The organism is Pantoea sp. V106_11, from assembly GCF_029967885.1.
GTDB lineage: Bacteria > Pseudomonadota > Gammaproteobacteria > Enterobacterales > Enterobacteriaceae > Pantoea > Pantoea ananatis.
In genome coordinates, this window is record NZ_JASCAK010000028.1 from 321540 (window position 1) to 337922 (window position 16383).

At 54.1% G+C, this 16383-nt stretch carries 15 protein-coding genes, 2 tRNA genes and 1 other RNA gene; all 18 read left to right on the top strand.

What is annotated here, in order from left to right; translation table 11 throughout:
- Positions 1-38 precede the first annotated feature (38 nt).
- The 18 genes from sucA to QLG08_RS12300 all read left to right on the top strand — a co-directional run bounded on the left by sucA (position 39) and on the right by QLG08_RS12300 (position 16356).
- A complete protein-coding gene (gene sucA / locus QLG08_RS12215; RefSeq protein WP_013025063.1) occupies positions 39-2846 on the top strand; it encodes a 2-oxoglutarate dehydrogenase E1 component in 2808 nt (935 codons plus the stop codon).
- Positions 2847-2861: 15 nt separating this feature from the next.
- Positions 2862-4085, top strand: coding sequence for a 2-oxoglutarate dehydrogenase complex dihydrolipoyllysine-residue succinyltransferase (gene odhB / locus QLG08_RS12220; RefSeq protein WP_282472951.1), 1224 nt, complete (start codon positions 2862-2864; stop codon positions 4083-4085).
- A gap of 68 nt (positions 4086-4153) precedes the next feature.
- Positions 4154-5320: an ADP-forming succinate--CoA ligase subunit beta gene (sucC, locus tag QLG08_RS12225; protein WP_013025065.1), complete on the top strand. Its 1167-nt coding sequence runs from the start codon at positions 4154-4156 to the stop codon at positions 5318-5320.
- Positions 5320-6195: a succinate--CoA ligase subunit alpha gene (gene sucD, locus QLG08_RS12230; protein ID WP_013025067.1), complete on the top strand. Its 876-nt coding sequence runs from the start codon at positions 5320-5322 to the stop codon at positions 6193-6195. Before sucC ends, sucD begins: the two co-directional genes overlap by 1 nt.
- A gap of 632 nt (positions 6196-6827) precedes the next feature.
- The gene (cydA, locus tag QLG08_RS12235; RefSeq protein ID WP_019104975.1) at positions 6828-8399 is read left to right on the top strand and encodes a cytochrome ubiquinol oxidase subunit I; all 1572 of its coding nucleotides are present in this window, start codon (positions 6828-6830) and stop codon (positions 8397-8399) included.
- Positions 8400-8410: 11 nt separating this feature from the next.
- A complete protein-coding gene (gene cydB / locus QLG08_RS12240; RefSeq protein ID WP_013025069.1) occupies positions 8411-9550 on the top strand; it encodes a cytochrome d ubiquinol oxidase subunit II in 1140 nt (379 codons plus the stop codon).
- Between the two features lie 14 nt (positions 9551-9564).
- Positions 9565-9678 carry a cytochrome bd-I oxidase subunit CydX gene (cydX, locus tag QLG08_RS12245; RefSeq protein WP_013025070.1) on the top strand — a complete coding sequence of 38 codons (114 nt, stop codon included), beginning with the start codon at positions 9565-9567 and terminating at the stop codon, positions 9676-9678.
- The gene (gene ybgE, locus QLG08_RS12250; RefSeq protein WP_105078735.1) at positions 9678-9971 is read left to right on the top strand and encodes a cyd operon protein YbgE; all 294 of its coding nucleotides are present in this window, start codon (positions 9678-9680) and stop codon (positions 9969-9971) included. The genes cydX and ybgE overlap by 1 nt, the downstream gene beginning before the upstream one ends.
- Positions 9972-10152: 181 nt before the next feature.
- A complete protein-coding gene (gene ybgC, locus QLG08_RS12255) occupies positions 10153-10557 on the top strand; it encodes a tol-pal system-associated acyl-CoA thioesterase (protein WP_013025071.1) in 405 nt (134 codons plus the stop codon).
- Positions 10554-11240, top strand: coding sequence for a Tol-Pal system protein TolQ (tolQ, locus tag QLG08_RS12260; protein ID WP_013025072.1), 687 nt, complete (start codon positions 10554-10556; stop codon positions 11238-11240). The genes ybgC and tolQ overlap by 4 nt, the downstream gene beginning before the upstream one ends.
- A gap of 13 nt (positions 11241-11253) precedes the next feature.
- Positions 11254-11682: a colicin uptake protein TolR gene (gene tolR, locus QLG08_RS12265; RefSeq protein WP_014606291.1), complete on the top strand. Its 429-nt coding sequence runs from the start codon at positions 11254-11256 to the stop codon at positions 11680-11682.
- Positions 11683-11708: 26 nt separating this feature from the next.
- A complete protein-coding gene (tolA, locus tag QLG08_RS12270; protein ID WP_013025074.1) occupies positions 11709-13004 on the top strand; it encodes a cell envelope integrity protein TolA in 1296 nt (431 codons plus the stop codon).
- Positions 13005-13119: 115 nt separating this feature from the next.
- Complete coding sequence (gene tolB / locus QLG08_RS12275; protein WP_014593198.1) at positions 13120-14415, top strand: Tol-Pal system beta propeller repeat protein TolB; 1296 nt, start codon at positions 13120-13122, stop codon at positions 14413-14415.
- 52 nt (positions 14416-14467) lie between these two features.
- Positions 14468-14992 carry a peptidoglycan-associated lipoprotein Pal gene (pal, locus tag QLG08_RS12280; RefSeq protein WP_014593199.1) on the top strand — a complete coding sequence of 175 codons (525 nt, stop codon included), beginning with the start codon at positions 14468-14470 and terminating at the stop codon, positions 14990-14992.
- Between the two features lie 9 nt (positions 14993-15001).
- Positions 15002-15808, top strand: a complete 807-nt coding sequence (gene cpoB / locus QLG08_RS12285) for a cell division protein CpoB (RefSeq protein ID WP_013025077.1) — start codon at positions 15002-15004, stop codon at positions 15806-15808.
- 166 nt (positions 15809-15974) lie between these two features.
- Positions 15975-16050 (top strand) — tRNA-Lys (locus QLG08_RS12290).
- Between the two features lie 54 nt (positions 16051-16104).
- A tRNA-Lys gene (locus tag QLG08_RS12295) sits at positions 16105-16180 on the top strand.
- A gap of 44 nt (positions 16181-16224) precedes the next feature.
- Positions 16225-16356: non-coding RNA, RtT sRNA (locus QLG08_RS12300), on the top strand.
- Positions 16357-16383 lie beyond the last annotated feature (27 nt).

Genomic DNA, 16383 nt, shown 5'->3' on the forward strand with positions numbered 1-16383 from the left:
AAACCTCAAAAAAGCATAACATTGCTTAAGGGATCACAATGCAGAACAGCGCGATGAAGCCCTGGCTGGACTCCTCCTGGCTGGCCGGCGCGAATCAGTCTTACATAGAGCAACTCTATGAGGATTTCCTGACCGATCCTGACTCTGTGGATGCAGTGTGGCGCTCGATGTTCCAACAGTTACCAGGCACGGGAGTGAAACCTGAGCAGTTCCACTCCGCAACTCGCGAATATTTCCGTCGCCTGGCGAAAGACGCATCTCGTTACACCTCCTCAGTTACCGATCCGGCAACCAACTCCAAACAAGTGAAAGTGCTGCAGCTGATCAACGCGTTTCGTTTCCGCGGACATCAGGAAGCAAATCTCGATCCGCTTGGCCTGTGGAAACAGGACCGCGTTGCCGATCTCGATCCTGCCTTTCACGATCTGACCGACGCCGATTTTCAGGAAAGCTTTAACGTAGGTTCTTTTGCCATTGGCAAAGAAACCATGAAGCTGGCCGATCTGTTCGACGCGCTGAAGCAGACCTACTGTGGCTCGATTGGTGCAGAGTATATGCACATCAATAACACCGAAGAGAAACGCTGGATCCAGCAGCGTATCGAATCCGGTGCGAGCCAGACGTCATTCAGTGGCGAAGAGAAAAAAGGTTTCCTGAAAGAGCTGACCGCGGCAGAAGGGCTGGAAAAATATCTGGGCGCGAAATTCCCGGGTGCAAAACGCTTCTCGCTGGAAGGCGGTGATGCGCTGGTGCCGATGCTGCGCGAGATGATTCGTCATGCGGGCAAAAGCGGCACACGTGAAGTGGTACTGGGGATGGCGCACCGTGGCCGTCTTAACGTACTGATTAACGTACTGGGTAAAAAGCCACAGGATCTGTTCGACGAATTCTCCGGTAAACACAAAGAGCATCTGGGCACAGGTGATGTGAAGTATCACATGGGCTTCTCTTCGGATATCGAAACCGAAGGTGGTCTGGTGCATCTGGCGCTGGCGTTTAACCCGTCTCACCTGGAAATTGTCAGCCCGGTGGTCATGGGATCGGTACGTGCACGTCTCGATCGTCTGGCCGAACCGGTCAGCAATAAAGTGCTGCCTATCACCATTCACGGTGATGCGGCGGTGATTGGTCAGGGCGTGGTTCAGGAAACCCTGAACATGTCTCAGGCGCGCGGCTACGAAGTGGGCGGCACGGTACGTATCGTCATTAACAACCAGGTTGGTTTTACCACCTCCAACCCGAAAGATGCGCGTTCAACCCCGTACTGTACTGACATCGGCAAGATGGTGCTGGCACCGATTTTCCACGTCAATGCTGACGATCCGGAAGCGGTAGCCTTTGTTACCCGCCTGGCGCTGGACTATCGCAATACCTTCAAACGCGATGTGTTTATCGATCTGGTGTGCTATCGCCGTCATGGTCACAACGAGGCGGATGAGCCAAGTGCTACCCAGCCGTTGATGTACCAGAAAATCAAAAAGCATCCGACGCCGCGTAAAATTTACGCCGATCGTCTGGAAGGCGAAGGTGTCGCGTCGCAGGAAGATGCCACCGAGATGGTGAACCTGTACCGCGATGCGCTCGATGCGGGCGAATGCGTGGTGCCGGAATGGCGTCCGATGAGCCTGCACTCCTTCACGTGGTCGCCTTATCTGAACCACGAATGGGATGAGCCTTATCCGGCACAGGTTGACATGAAACGCCTGAAGGAACTGGCATTGCGTATCAGCCAGGTCCCTGAGCAGATTGAAGTGCAATCGCGCGTGGCCAAGATCTATAACGATCGCAAGCTGATGGCCGAAGGCGAGAAAGCGTTCGACTGGGGCGGTGCCGAGAATCTGGCGTACGCCACGCTGGTGGATGAAGGTATTCCGGTTCGCCTCTCGGGTGAAGACTCCGGTCGTGGAACCTTCTTCCATCGCCATGCGGTCGTGCACAACCAGGCTAACGGTTCAACCTATACGCCGCTGCACCATATTCATAACAGCCAGGGCGAGTTCAAAGTCTGGGATTCTGTGCTGTCTGAAGAAGCCGTGCTGGCGTTTGAATACGGTTACGCCACGGCTGAGCCGCGCGTGCTGACCATCTGGGAAGCGCAGTTTGGTGACTTTGCCAACGGTGCTCAGGTGGTGATTGACCAGTTCATCAGCTCTGGCGAACAGAAGTGGGGCCGTATGTGTGGCCTGGTGATGTTGCTGCCGCATGGCTACGAAGGTCAGGGCCCGGAACACTCCTCTGCCCGTCTGGAACGCTATCTGCAACTTTGCGCCGAGCAGAACATGCAGGTTTGCGTCCCGTCGACGCCGGCTCAGGTGTATCACATGCTGCGCCGTCAGGCGCTGCGCGGGATGCGCCGTCCGCTGGTGGTGATGTCGCCGAAGTCGCTGTTACGCCATCCGCTGGCGATCTCGTCGCTGGATGAACTGGCAAACGGCAGTTTCCAGCCAGCCATTGGTGAGATCGACGATCTGGATCCGCAGGGCGTGAAACGCGTCGTGCTGTGCTCCGGTAAGGTTTACTACGATCTGCTGGAACAGCGTCGTAAAGACGAGAAAACCGATGTTGCCATCGTGCGCATCGAACAGCTTTACCCGTTCCCGCATCAGGCGGTACAGGAAGCATTGAAAGCCTATTCTCACGTACAGGACTTTGTCTGGTGCCAGGAAGAGCCTCTGAACCAGGGCGCCTGGTACTGTAGCCAGCATCATTTCCGTGATGTCGTGCCGTTTGGTGCCACCCTGCGTTATGCAGGTCGCCCGGCATCGGCTTCTCCGGCCGTGGGTTATATGTCCGTACACCAACAACAGCAGCAAGACCTGGTTAATGACGCACTGAACGTCAATTAATTAAAAGGAAAGATAATGAGTAGCGTAGATATTCTCGTTCCCGACCTGCCTGAATCGGTTGCAGATGCCACAGTAGCAACCTGGCACAAGAAACCAGGCGATGCAGTCAGCCGCGATGAAGTCATCGTCGAAATTGAAACTGACAAAGTCGTGCTGGAAGTGCCGGCATCTGCCGATGGCGTGCTGGAAGCCGTGCTGGAAGACGAAGGGGCAACCGTTACGTCCCGCCAGATCCTGGGTCGCCTGAAAGAAGGCAACAGTGCGGGTAAAGAAAGCAGTGCCAAAGCGGAAAGCAATGACACCACGCCAGCCCAGCGTCAGACAGCGTCGCTTGAAGAAGAGAGCAGCGATGCGCTCAGCCCGGCGATCCGTCGCCTGATTGCGGAGCATAATCTTGACGCTGCGCAGATCAAAGGCACCGGCGTGGGCGGACGTTTAACGCGTGAAGACGTTGAAAAACATCTGGCGAACAAACCGCAGGCTGAGAAAGCCGCCGCGCCAGCGGCGGGTGCAGCAACGGCTCAGCAGCCTGTTGCCAACCGCAGCGAAAAACGTGTTCCGATGACGCGTTTACGTAAGCGCGTCGCGGAGCGTCTGCTGGAAGCCAAGAACAGCACCGCCATGTTGACTACCTTCAACGAAATCAACATGAAGCCGATTATGGATCTGCGTAAGCAGTACGGCGATGCGTTCGAGAAGCGTCATGGTGTGCGTCTGGGCTTTATGTCTTTCTACATCAAGGCCGTGGTCGAAGCGCTGAAGCGTTATCCAGAAGTCAACGCCTCTATCGATGGCGAAGACGTGGTGTACCACAACTATTTCGATGTGAGTATTGCCGTATCTACGCCACGCGGACTGGTGACGCCTGTCCTGCGTGACGTTGATGCGCTGAGCATGGCTGACATCGAGAAGAAAATTAAAGAACTGGCAGTGAAAGGCCGTGACGGCAAGCTGACGGTTGACGATCTGACGGGCGGTAACTTTACCATCACCAACGGTGGTGTGTTCGGTTCGCTGATGTCTACGCCAATCATCAACCCGCCACAGAGCGCGATTCTGGGTATGCACGCCATTAAAGATCGTCCTATGGCGGTCAATGGTCAGGTTGTGATCCTGCCAATGATGTACCTGGCTCTCTCCTACGATCACCGTTTAATCGATGGTCGTGAATCTGTCGGCTATATGGTCGCAGTGAAAGAGATGCTGGAAGATCCGGCGCGTCTGCTGCTGGATGTCTGATTCATCACTGGGCACGCGTTGCGTGCCCAATCTCAATACTCTTTTCAGATCTGAATGGATAGAACATCATGAACTTACACGAATACCAGGCTAAACAGCTGTTTGCACGGTATGGCATGCCAGCACCGACCGGCTACGCCTGTACTACACCACGTGAAGCAGAAGAAGCGGCATCGAAAATCGGTGCAGGCCCGTGGGTAGTTAAATGTCAGGTTCATGCCGGTGGCCGCGGTAAAGCGGGCGGTGTGAAAGTGGTTAACAGCAAAGAAGACATCCGTGCTTTCGCTGAAAACTGGCTGGGCAAACGTCTGGTGACCTACCAAACTGACGCCAATGGTCAGCCGGTAAACCAGATTCTGGTTGAAGCGGCAACCGATATCGATCAGGAGCTGTACCTGGGTGCCGTGGTTGACCGTGCAACCCGTCGCGTCATCTTTATGGCATCGACCGAAGGCGGCGTGGAAATCGAGAAAGTGGCAGAAGAAACGCCACACCTGATCCACAAAATGGCGCTTGATCCACTGGCCGGTCCACAGCCTTATCAGGGCCGTGAGTTAGCCTTTAAACTGGGCCTGACCGGTAAGCAAGTCAGCCAGTTCACCAAAATTTTCATGGGTCTGGCCACCATGTTCCTGGAGCGCGATCTGGCGATGGTTGAGATCAACCCGCTGGTGATCACCAAGCAGGGCGACCTGATCTGTCTGGATGGCAAACTGGGTGCCGATGGCAATGCCCTGTTCCGTCAGCCAGAGCTGCGTGAAATGCGCGATCCAAGCCAGGAAGATCCTCGTGAAGCGCACGCGACACAGTGGGAACTGAACTATGTTGCGCTGGAAGGCAACATCGGTTGTATGGTTAACGGCGCAGGCCTCGCGATGGGTACGATGGACATCGTTAAGCACCACGGTGGCCAGCCAGCGAACTTCCTGGATGTCGGCGGCGGCGCGACCAAAGAGCGCGTAACCGAAGCCTTTAAAATCATCCTGTCTGACGACGCGGTGAAAGCGGTATTCGTTAACATCTTCGGCGGCATCGTGCGTTGCGACCTGATCGCAGACGGCATCATCGGTGCAGTAGCAGAAGTCGGTGTTAACGTACCGGTCGTGGTACGTCTGGAAGGTAACAACGCTGAACTGGGCGCTAAGAAACTGGCGGACAGTGGTCTGAACATCATTGCAGCAACCAGTCTGACAGACGCGGCACAGCGTGTTGTTGCTGCTGCGGAGGGTAAATAATGTCCATTTTGATCGACAAAAACACCAAAGTCATTTGCCAGGGATTCACCGGCGGACAGGGAACTTTCCACTCTGAGCAGGCGCTGGCATACGGCACGCAGCTGGTTGGCGGCGTAACCCCGGGCAAAGGCGGCACGACCCATCTGGGCCTGCCGGTGTTCAACACCGTGCGTGAAGCCGTTGAAGCCACAGGCGCGACCGCAACCGTTATCTATGTGCCAGCTCCGTTCTGCAAAGACGGTATCCTGGAAGCTATCGATGCCGGTATCAAGCTGATCATCACCATCACCGAAGGCATCCCAACGCTGGATATGCTGACCGTGAAGATGAAGCTGGATGAAGCAGGCGTGCGCATGATCGGGCCAAACTGCCCGGGTGTGATCACCCCTGGCGAATGTAAGATCGGCATCATGCCGGGCCACATTCACCAGCCTGGCCGTGTCGGTATCGTCTCGCGTTCCGGTACCCTGACCTATGAAGCCGTTAAGCAAACCACCGATATCGGTTACGGTCAGTCTACCTGTGTCGGCATCGGCGGCGACCCGATCCCGGGTTCAAACTTCATCGACATCCTGAAAATGTTCCAGGACGATCCACAGACTGAAGCGATCGTCATGATCGGTGAAATCGGTGGTAGTGCGGAAGAAGAAGCTGCTGCGTTCATCAAAGAGCACGTGACCAAGCCGGTTGTCGGCTACATTGCGGGCGTAACGGCACCGAAGGGCAAACGTATGGGCCACGCTGGCGCCATCATTGCCGGTGGTAAAGGAACGGCAGACGAGAAGTTTGCTGCGCTGGAAGCCGCAGGTGTGAAAACCGTACGCAGCCTGGCTGACATCGGCGATGCCGTGAAAGCGGTTCTGCCAGCCAAATAAGCGGTCTGAGCGGAATGCATTAAGCCACCTTCGGGTGGCTTTTTTTATTGCTTAAACCTGAGCACGCCTTTTTGCCGCATAACTGATTGGCGTCGTGCCTTAAATAACATAAAATAATCTTAAGTATTTCCGTGGTGTTTGCTATGCTTTATCTGACCTGGCTTTTGGGGCGCAAAAAGAATGGGCGTTATTAAACACGCTATAAAGTTAAATATTTATATAAAATTAAATTGCCCGGTGACACATTTTTAACAAAGCTTCCGTTTAAACATATTCCCCACATTATTTCCTTATTCCAAATCAATTTCCTGCCATATATAACAAACTTTACTGCTAGCAAAGGGCGCGGTTAAGCGCTTAAATTGCGCTGCATCAATCCAGCCTTTTAAAAAAATAATCAAACGTTTGTTCAAATACGGGAAAGCATCAATTTTTAAATTATGCCCTGTTAAACGTCTGAACCACGCGGCTGCATTGGTGTTTCACAGGTTACCGCTAACGGTTACGCCCTCATCCCAGGCCGCACACAGAACTGTCCTGTCGATGACAAAACTGGAATCAATAATCAGTCGTTCCTGACTCTTATTCAGTCTGTACGGATACAGAGTTAAGGTGAGGAGCAAGGAGTCATTATGCTAGATATTGTCGAGCTGTCGCGTTTACAGTTTGCCTTAACAGCCATGTACCATTTTCTTTTCGTACCTTTAACGCTCGGTATGGCGTTTTTGCTGGCGATAATGGAAACGGTCTATGTGCTGAGCGGCAAACAAGTTTATAAGGATATGACAAAATTCTGGGGCAAGTTATTTGGTATTAACTTTGCGCTGGGCGTGGCGACCGGACTGACCATGGAGTTTCAGTTCGGCACCAACTGGTCTTACTATTCTCATTATGTCGGCGATATTTTTGGCGCGCCGTTAGCTATTGAAGGATTAATGGCTTTCTTTCTTGAGTCCACCTTTGTTGGCCTGTTCTTTTTCGGCTGGGATCGGCTGGGCAAAGTTCAGCACCTGGCCGTGACCTGGCTGGTGGCGCTGGGATCCAATATGTCGGCGCTGTGGATTCTGGTGGCAAACGGCTGGATGCAAAACCCAATTGCCTCTGAGTTTAACTTTGAAACCATGCGCATGGAGATGCTGAGCTTCTCTGAGCTGGTCTTAAATCCAGTCGCCCAGGTGAAATTTGTTCACACCGTCGCGGCAGGGTACACCACCGGTGCCATGTTTATTTTAGGCATCAGCGCCTGGTATTTACTGAAAGGCCGCGACACGGCGTTTGCCAAACGCTCTTTTGCTATCGCGGCAAGTTTCGGTATGGCAGCCGTATTGTCAGTCATCGTGTTGGGCGACGAGTCCGGTTACGAAATGGGCGATGTGCAGAAAACCAAGCTGGCGGCCATTGAAGCCGAATGGGAAACCCAGCCTGCTCCGGCTGCCTTTACGCTGTTCGGTCTACCCGATCAGGCATCACAAGAGAACCACTACGCCATTCAAATTCCTTATCTGCTGGGACTCATCGCCACCCGTTCTACGGATACGCCGGTAACGGGCCTGAAAGAGCTTATGACCCAACATGAAGTTCGCATTCGTAACGGGATGAAAGCCTACGCACTGTTAAATGAACTGCGCAGCGGGAATACCGATCCGGCCGTGCGTGATGCCTTTAATCACAGCAAAAAAGATCTGGGTTATGGTCTGTTGTTGAAGCGCTATACGCCAAACGTCTCAGATGCCAGCGAGGCGCAAATCAAGCAGGCAACACAGGATTCCATTCCACGCGTGGCGCCGCTGTATTTTGCCTTCCGCATCATGGTGCTCTGCGGCGTGCTGTTACTCGGCGTTATCACGCTGTCGTTCTGGAGCGTCATTCGTAATCGTATCGGCAAACATCGCTGGTTACTCAAGGCCGCGCTGTATGGCATTCCGCTGCCGTGGATTGCGGTTGAAGCAGGCTGGTTTGTGGCGGAGTACGGCCGTCAACCCTGGGCGATAGGCGAAGTGCTGCCAACGGCCGTGGCGAACTCGTCGCTCACCGTTGGGGATATCCTGTTCTCCATGGGGCTGATCTGCGGTCTGTATACCCTGTTCCTGGTCGCCGAGATGTACCTGATGTTTAAATTTGCCCGGTTGGGTCCAAGTAGCCTGAAAACGGGTCGTTATCACCATGAGCAGATGGCGAAAACCGTTCAGCCGGTACGTGGATAAGGAGAACCGCCATGTTTGATTACGAAGTTCTGCGCTTTGTCTGGTGGCTGCTGATCGGCATTTTGCTGGTGGGCTTTGCCGTCACTGATGGCTTTGATATGGGCGTGGGCATGCTGACGCGCCTGCTGGGACGCACCGATACCGAGCGTCGGGTAATGATTAACACCATTGCGCCGCACTGGGACGGTAACCAGGTCTGGTTAATTACTGCGGGTGGTGCGCTGTTTGCCGCCTGGCCGATGGTTTATGCGGCAGCGTTTTCAGGATTTTATGTGGCAATGATTCTGGTGCTGGCGTCGCTGTTCTTTCGTCCGGTGGGCTTTGATTACCGCTCTAAGATTGAAGACAAGCGCTGGCGCGGCGCCTGGGACTGGGGCATTTTTATCGGCAGCTTCGTCCCTCCTTTGGTGATTGGCGTGGCCTTTGGCAACCTGCTCCAGGGTGTGCCGTTTCATGCTGATGAGTATATGCGCCTGTATTACACCGGTAACTTCTTCCAGTTACTTAATCCCTTTGGCCTGCTGGCAGGGGTGGTGAGCGTCGCCATGATACTGGCGCAGGGCGCAACCTACCTGCAGATGCGCACGAACGGCGAACTGTACCTGCGCGCACGCGCCACGACCCAGATTTCCACGCTGGTGATGATGGTGTGCTTCGCACTGGCGGGCGTGTGGGTGAAGTACGGCATTGACGGTTATGTGGTGACCAGTACGCTTGATCACTATGCGGCCTCGAATCCGCTGGGTAAAACCGTGGTGCGCGAAGCCGGTGCCTGGATGGTGAATTTCCAGCAGCATCCCGTGCTGTGGTTGTTCCCACTGCTGGGCGTTGTGCTGCCTCTGCTGACGGTGCTGTGCTCACGTATGCACAAAAGCGCATGGGCGTTTGTGTTCTCTTCACTGACGCTTGCCTGCGTCATTATGACGGCCGGTATTGCCATGTTTCCGTTTATTATGCCTTCCAGCACGGTACCGGGCACCAGTCTGACCATGTGGGATGCAACCTCCAGTCTGCTGACGCTGAAAACCATGACCTTTGCCGCGATTATTTTTGTGCCCATCATCCTGCTTTACACCAGCTGGTGTTACTGGAAGATGTTTGGCCGTATTACCAAAGAGCATGTTGAGAGCAACAGCAACTCACTGTACTGATAAGGAGTCAACACATGTGGTATTTTGCCTGGATTCTTGGCACCTTGCTGGCCTGCGCCTTTGGTATCATCACGGCGCTGGCCATAGAGCATATCGAAGACAGCGCCGCATCGGATCGACAATCCTGATGAGCGGATGGCTACAGACGATCTGTCGTCTGATGGATAAGGGCCCGTTCCGGGCCCTTTCACTGGTGCTGGCACTCTGGCTGGCGGGATGTCTGCTGTGGAATCCCGCACGTTATGCCAGCGGTGCTGGCGGCATTCTGCTGTGGCAGGCCGTGTTGCTCATCTGGGCGGTATGCACCGGCGTGATTTACGGTGTTGGGTTTCGTCCGCGACGATTACGCTGGCGTGCTCTGTTTACCCCTTTACCCGCATTAGTGATACTCTTGTGGGGCGTAAGCCGGTTTTATCTCTGACAGCCCATCAGCATTTTACGCTGAAGCGTGAGTTTACTTCAGCGTCTGGTCAAGAAACCTCCACTAAAGCCTTCCGGTTGTAACCAACTGATAATTATTTTCTCCTGGCCCTGGCAGCCCATTCCCAACCCCAATTGTCTTGCGTATAGTAGCAACGTTTAAAACGAGGCCGGGATGTAGAGTGAGTACAACGCTGTTTCGCTGGCCGGTTCGGGTCTACTATGAAGATACCGATGCCGGTGGTGTGGTTTATCACGCCAGCTATATCGCTTTTTATGAACGAGCACGTACCGAAATGTTGCGTCAGCATCATTTCAATCAGCAGACGCTGTTAGAACAGCAGATTGCTTTTGTGGTGCGGCGCATGACGGTGGACTATCTTTCGGCGGCGCGTCTTGACGATCTTCTGGAAATTCAGAGTGAAGTGACTTCAATGACCCGGGCGACGATGACATTTACCCAGCGTATCGTGAATGCAGAAGGCAAAGTGCTCAATGAGGCAGAAGTCCTGATTGCCTGCATCAACCCACACCTAATGAAGCCGATTGCGCTTCCCAAGTCTATTGTCGCGGAGTTCAAGCAGTGACTGACATGAACGTTCTTGATTTGTTCCTGAAGGCGAGCCTTCTGGTCAAACTTATCATGTTGATTTTGATCGGCTTTTCGATTGCTTCATGGGCAATCATTATCCAGCGCACGCGTATTCTGAATGCGGCGGGAAGGGAAGCTGATGCCTTTGAAGACAAATTCTGGTCCGGCGTTGAGCTTTCTCGCCTGTATCAGGAAAGTCAGGCGCGTCGCGAAGAGCTGGCAGGCTCGGAGCAAATCTTTTACGCCGGCTTTAAAGAGTTCGCACGTCTGCATCGGGTCAACAACCATGCGCCTGAGGCGGCAGTGGAAGGGGCGAGCAGGGCGATGCGCATTTCCATGAATCGTGAGCTGGAAGCGTTGGAAAATCACATTCCCTTCCTTGGCACCGTAGGGTCCATCAGCCCGTATATTGGTCTGTTTGGTACGGTGTGGGGGATTATGCATGCCTTTATTGCCTTGGGCGCCGTAAAGCAGGCCACGCTACAGATGGTTGCGCCGGGTATCGCAGAAGCGTTGATCGCGACCGCTATCGGTTTATTCGCGGCAATTCCTGCGGTAATGGCTTATAACCGACTGAACCAGCGCGTCAATAAACTGGAACAGGGCTATGACAACTTCATGGAAGAGTTCACGGCTATCCTGCATCGTCAGGCTTTTTCCAGCGACAGCGCTAAGTAAACAGAGGTAAATGATGGCCCGAGTGCGTGGTCGCGGTCGCCGCGAGCTAAAGTCGGAAATCAACATTGTTCCACTGCTGGACGTCTTGCTGGTGCTGTTGCTGATTTTTATGGCGACGGCCCCGATCATTACCCAAAGCGTGGAAGTGGATTTGCCGGATGCGACGGATTCGAAGACGGTTTCCAGTGATGATAATCCGCCTGTAATTGTAGAAGTGTCCGGTGTGGGCCAATACAGCATGGTGGTGGATCACGATCGTTTATCGCAGCTACCCCCTGAACAGGTGATTAGCGAAGCGCAACGTCGTCTGGAAGCCAATCCGAAAACTGTCTTTCTGATCGGCGGTGCCAAAGAGGTCCCTTATGATGAAATCATTAAGGCGCTGAACCTGCTGCATCAGGCTGGAGTTAAATCTGTCGGTTTGATGACGCAGCCGATTTAAAGTCGAACCGTTTTTGGGAACCGAGTGTGTCGAAGGCAACCGAGCAAAACGAAAAATTAAAGCGCGCGATAATCATTTCGGTGATTCTGCATATCGTGCTGATTGCGCTGCTGATATGGAGCTCATTTAATGAGCACATTGAAGCCAGTGGCGGCGGCGGCGGGAGCGATATCGAGGCAGTTATGGTCGATCCCGGTGCGGTGGTTGAGCAATATAATCGTCAGCAGAATCAGCAAAGCGACAGTCAGCGTGCCGAGCAGCAGCGCCAGAAACAGTCACAACAGCAGGCCGAAGAGCTCCAGCAGAAGCAGGCGGCTGAACAACAGCGGCTGAAAGAGCTGGAAAAAGAACGCCTGCAGGCCCAGGAAGACGCGAAGCAGCAGGCGAAAGCCCAGGCTGAACAGCAGAAAGCAGCCGAAGCGGCGGCGAAACAGGCTGAATCTCAGCAGAAAGCGGCCGAGGCGGCCGCCGCGAAAGCCAAAGCGGATGCTAAAGCGGAAGCCGATGCCCAGGCCAAAGCCGCCGCTGACGCGAAAATAAAGGCTCAGGAAGACGCTAAGCAGGCTGCGGCCGAGGCGAAGAAGCAGGCTGAGCAACAGGCGAAAGCCGCCGCGGCCGAAGCAAAGAAACAGGCTGAACAACAGGCGAAAGCCGAGGCTGCCGAGGCCGCGAAACAGGCCAAGGCTGAAGCTGCGAAGCAGGCTAAAGCGGAAGCCGCTAAAGAAGCCAAAGCGGCAGAAGCGAAAGCCGCCGCCGAAGCTAAAGCCGCGGCCGCGCAGGAAGCTAAAGAGAAAGCGGCGGCTGAAGCCAAAGAGAAAGCCGCAAAAGAAAAAGCCGAAGCCGCAGCAAAAGCCAAGGCCGATGCTGCCGCAAAAGCCAAAGCAGACGCGAAGGCAAAAGCGGAAGCAAAAGCGAAAGCGGCGGCTGAGGCAGCGAACGACAGCGACGTCGACGATCTGCTGGGCGGCTTAGCGTCCGGTAAGAATGCACCGAAAAGCGGCGCCTCTGGCGGTGCTGCAGGGCAGGGCAACCAGAAGAAAGCGGGTGCCTCTGGCGCAGATGTGAACGCGTACCTTGGCCAGATTACCAGTGCTATCCAGAGCCGTTTTTACGATGCGGACCTGTATAGCGGCAAAAGCTGTGACTTACGTATTAAACTTGCTCCTGACGGTATGCTGATTGATGTGAAATCAGAAGGGGGCGATCCGGCGCTCTGTCAGGCTGCCATCGCGGCAGCGAAGCAGGCACGTATTCCGAAGCCGCCTTCACAAGCGGTGTACGAAGTGTTTAAAAACGCGCCGATGCGTTTCAGACCGCAATAATGCAGTAACCGGCGGCAGGTTGATCTATGGTTAGCTTGCCGTACTCTAGTTGTACTCGTGGTTTTCAGGAACAGTGCCAATTATCGCGGACTCAGGTTCAGATAAGGGAGATAAAATGAAGCAAGCTCTTCGCGTAACGTTAGGCTTTTTTATCCTGTTGTGGGCAGCAGTGCTGCACGCAGAGGTTCGCATTGAAATCACCCAGGGCGTCAACAGCGCGCGTCCCATTGGTGTGGTTCCGTTCAAGTGGGCAGGCCCTGGCGCGGCACCGGAAGATATCGGTGGCATCGTCGCGGCTGACCTGCGTAACAGCGGTAAGTTTAATCCGCTCGATCGTTCTCGCCTGCCACAGCAGCCGACCAGCGCGCAGGAAGTTCAGCCTGCTGCATGGAGTGCATTGGGCATTGATGCTGTCGTCGTAGGACAGATTCAGCCTAACGCCGACGGCAGCTATCAGGTATCTTACCAGCTGGTCGATACGGCAGGTGCTCCGGGTACCGTGCTGGCGCAGAACTCTTACAAAATCACGAAACAGTGGCTGCGTTACGCGGCGCATACCGTGAGTGATGAAGCGTTCCAGAAACTGACGGGCATCAAAGGGGCATTCCGTACTCGTATCGCCTATGTGGTGCAGACCAACGGCGGTCAGTTCCCTTACGAACTGCGCGTGGCGGACTACGACGGCTATAATCAGTTCGTCGTGCATCGTTCACCACAGCCACTGATGTCGCCGGCCTGGTCGCCAGACGGCAGCAAAGTGGCCTACGTAACCTTTGAAAGCGGCAAGTCGGCGCTGGTTATTCAGACGCTCTCGAACGGCGCGGTGCGTCAGGTGGCTTCATTCCCACGTCATAACGGTGCACCGGCGTTCTCGCCTGACGGCACCAAACTGGCGTTCGCCTTATCGAAAACCGGTAGCCTGAATCTGTACGTAATGGACCTGGCTTCTGGTCAGATTCGTCAGATCACCGACGGCCGTTATAACAGTACTGAACCGACCTGGTTCCCGGACAGCCAGACGCTGGCTTACACCTCTGACCAGGCTGGCGCACCACAAATTTATAAGATTGGTATCAATGGTGGTTCACCACAGCGTATTACCTGGGAAGGGGCTCAGAACCAGGATGCTGATGTGGCCAGCGATGGTAAATCAATGGTGATGATTAGCACCAGTGGCGGTGCTCAACACGTCGCCAAACAGGATCTGGTAACGGGAGCCGTTCAAACGTTAACGGACACGTTCCTGGATGAAACGCCGAGCCTGGCACCAAACGGCACTATGGTGATCTACAGCTCTACTCAGGGCATGGGTTCCGTGTTGCAGTTGGTCTCGACTGACGGTCGTTTCAAAGCGCGTCTTCCGGCAACTGATGGACAGGTCAAATTTCCTGCCTGGTCGCCGTACCTGTAATGTTTGAGCTTTCTGACATTACAAAAAAATAAACAATAATGGGAATTTTCAAATGCAACTGAACAAAGTACTGAAGGGTTTAATGCTGGCTCTGCCAATCATGGCAGTTGCGGCGTGTAGCTCACACAAAAATAACAACAATGACCAGTCTGGCGCAGGTGCTGATGGCGCTTACGGTGCTAACTCTGGCATGAACGGCAACGGTAACATGTCTTCTGATGAGCAGGCGCGTCTGCAGATGCAACAGCTGCAACAGAACAACATCGTTTACTTCGGTCTGGACAAATATGACGTTCAGTCTGACTACGCTCAGATGCTGGATCAGCACGCTAACTTCCTGCGTAGCAATCCATCATACAAAGTGACCATCGAAGGTCATGCGGATGAGCGCGGTACGCCAGAATACAACATCGCCCTGGGCGAGCGTCGTGCTAACGCCGTTAAGATGTATCTGCAAGGTAAAGGCGTGTCAGCTGACCAGATGTCTATCGTTTCTTACGGTAAAGAGAAGCCGGCCGTTCTGGGCCACGACGAAGCGGCTTACGCTAAAAACCGTCGTGCCGTACTGGTATACTAAGAGAATCATATGGTTAGTAACTTCAGACATCACCTGTTGAGTCTGTCGTTACTGATTGGCGTAGCGGCCCCCTGGGCCGCTAATGCCCAAGCGTCAATCAGTAGCGTTGGCTCCGGCTCGGTCGAAGACCGCGTCACCAGTCTAGAAAGAATCTCAAACGCCCAGGCACAGCTGATGCAGCAACTGCAGCAGCAGATGAGTGATAACCAGCGGGATATCGACTCGTTGCGTGGGGAAATCCAGCAAAATACCTATCAGCTGAACCAGGTTGTTGAGCGCCAGAAGCAGATCTATCAGCAGATCGACAGTCTGAGCAGCAATAACAGCAACGCCAGCCAGCCAGCGGCAGGTGCCGGTGATAGCGCCGGTGCGGGCGCGGCAGCAGCCTCTGGCACGGATTCCGGTGCCGCAGCAGCCGGCGGCAGTGCGCCGGTACAGAGTGGTGATGCCAACAGCGATTACAATGCTGCTGTCGCGCTCATTCTGGAGAAAAAACAGTATGACCAGGCGATCGCTGCGCTACAGGCGTGGGTGAAACGCTATCCGGATTCGACGTATCAGCCGAATGCCAATTACTGGCTGGGGCAGCTGTTTTATAACAAAGGCAAGAAAGACGACGCCGCGTATTATTACGCCACGGTGGTAAAGCAGTATCCAAAATCCCCCAAGGCTGCTGAAGCGTTGTTAAAGGTTGGCGTGATCATGCAGGAGAAAAACGACACGGCGAAAGCCAAAGCCGTTTATCAACAGGTGATCAAACTTTATCCTGATACCGAATCTGCTAAGCAGGCGCAAAAACGGTTGTCTGGTATGTAATTTGTGCAGGTTTGACCGGATATCGAGTGATTTCTGGTCTTGCCGCATGAAAGGTAGGCAATTGAACCCTTTAACAGAAAATAAGGGTTGCGCTACCTCGGTAAATCAGTAATATATGCCGCCGTTGCCGGGACACATTGCAGATGTGTCTGGCAAGCCTGAAGATGGGTCGTTAGCTCAGTTGGTAGAGCAGTTGACTTTTAATCAATTGGTCGCAGGTTCGAATCCTGCACGACCCACCATCTTAACCTCAGGCATTATTGGTGAATGTGTTTGAGCGGTTGTCAGCCCCGAGCGGGTCGTTAGCTCAGTTGGTAGAGCAGTTGACTTTTAATCAATTGGTCGCAGGTTCGAATCCTGCACGACCCACCAATTCAGAAAAGAGCGCCCAGTGGGCGCTCTTTTCGTTTGTCGCGTCGCGTAGTTAAGCGTGCGGGATGAGAACCTGCAGCAGGTTCGACTGAATCGCAGAGCGATTCAGGCTGATGCGTCAGCATCACCCGGAGGGCGAGGCCCGCCGGGCCGAGGCAATCCTGCACGACCCACCAATGTTGAAAGGCGCCCTAAAGGCGCCT

Excerpts from the sequence above, each read along its gene's own strand:
- sucA (WP_013025063.1), top strand. The coding sequence starts at position 39 with ATGCAGAACAGCGCGATGAAGCCCTGGCTGGACTCCTCCTGGCTGGCC.
- odhB (WP_282472951.1), top strand. The coding sequence starts at position 2,862 with ATGAGTAGCGTAGATATTCTCGTTCCCGACCTGCCTGAATCGGTTGCA.
- sucC (WP_013025065.1), top strand. The coding sequence starts at position 4,154 with ATGAACTTACACGAATACCAGGCTAAACAGCTGTTTGCACGGTATGGC.
- sucD (WP_013025067.1), top strand. The coding sequence starts at position 5,320 with ATGTCCATTTTGATCGACAAAAACACCAAAGTCATTTGCCAGGGATTC.
- cydA (WP_019104975.1), top strand. The coding sequence starts at position 6,828 with ATGCTAGATATTGTCGAGCTGTCGCGTTTACAGTTTGCCTTAACAGCC.
- cydB (WP_013025069.1), top strand. The coding sequence starts at position 8,411 with ATGTTTGATTACGAAGTTCTGCGCTTTGTCTGGTGGCTGCTGATCGGC.
- cydX (WP_013025070.1), top strand. The coding sequence starts at position 9,565 with ATGTGGTATTTTGCCTGGATTCTTGGCACCTTGCTGGCCTGCGCCTTT.
- ybgE (WP_105078735.1), top strand. The coding sequence starts at position 9,678 with ATGAGCGGATGGCTACAGACGATCTGTCGTCTGATGGATAAGGGCCCG.
- tolR (WP_014606291.1), top strand. The coding sequence starts at position 11,254 with ATGGCCCGAGTGCGTGGTCGCGGTCGCCGCGAGCTAAAGTCGGAAATC.
- tolB (WP_014593198.1), top strand. The coding sequence starts at position 13,120 with ATGAAGCAAGCTCTTCGCGTAACGTTAGGCTTTTTTATCCTGTTGTGG.
- pal (WP_014593199.1), top strand. The coding sequence starts at position 14,468 with ATGCAACTGAACAAAGTACTGAAGGGTTTAATGCTGGCTCTGCCAATC.
- cpoB (WP_013025077.1), top strand. The coding sequence starts at position 15,002 with ATGGTTAGTAACTTCAGACATCACCTGTTGAGTCTGTCGTTACTGATT.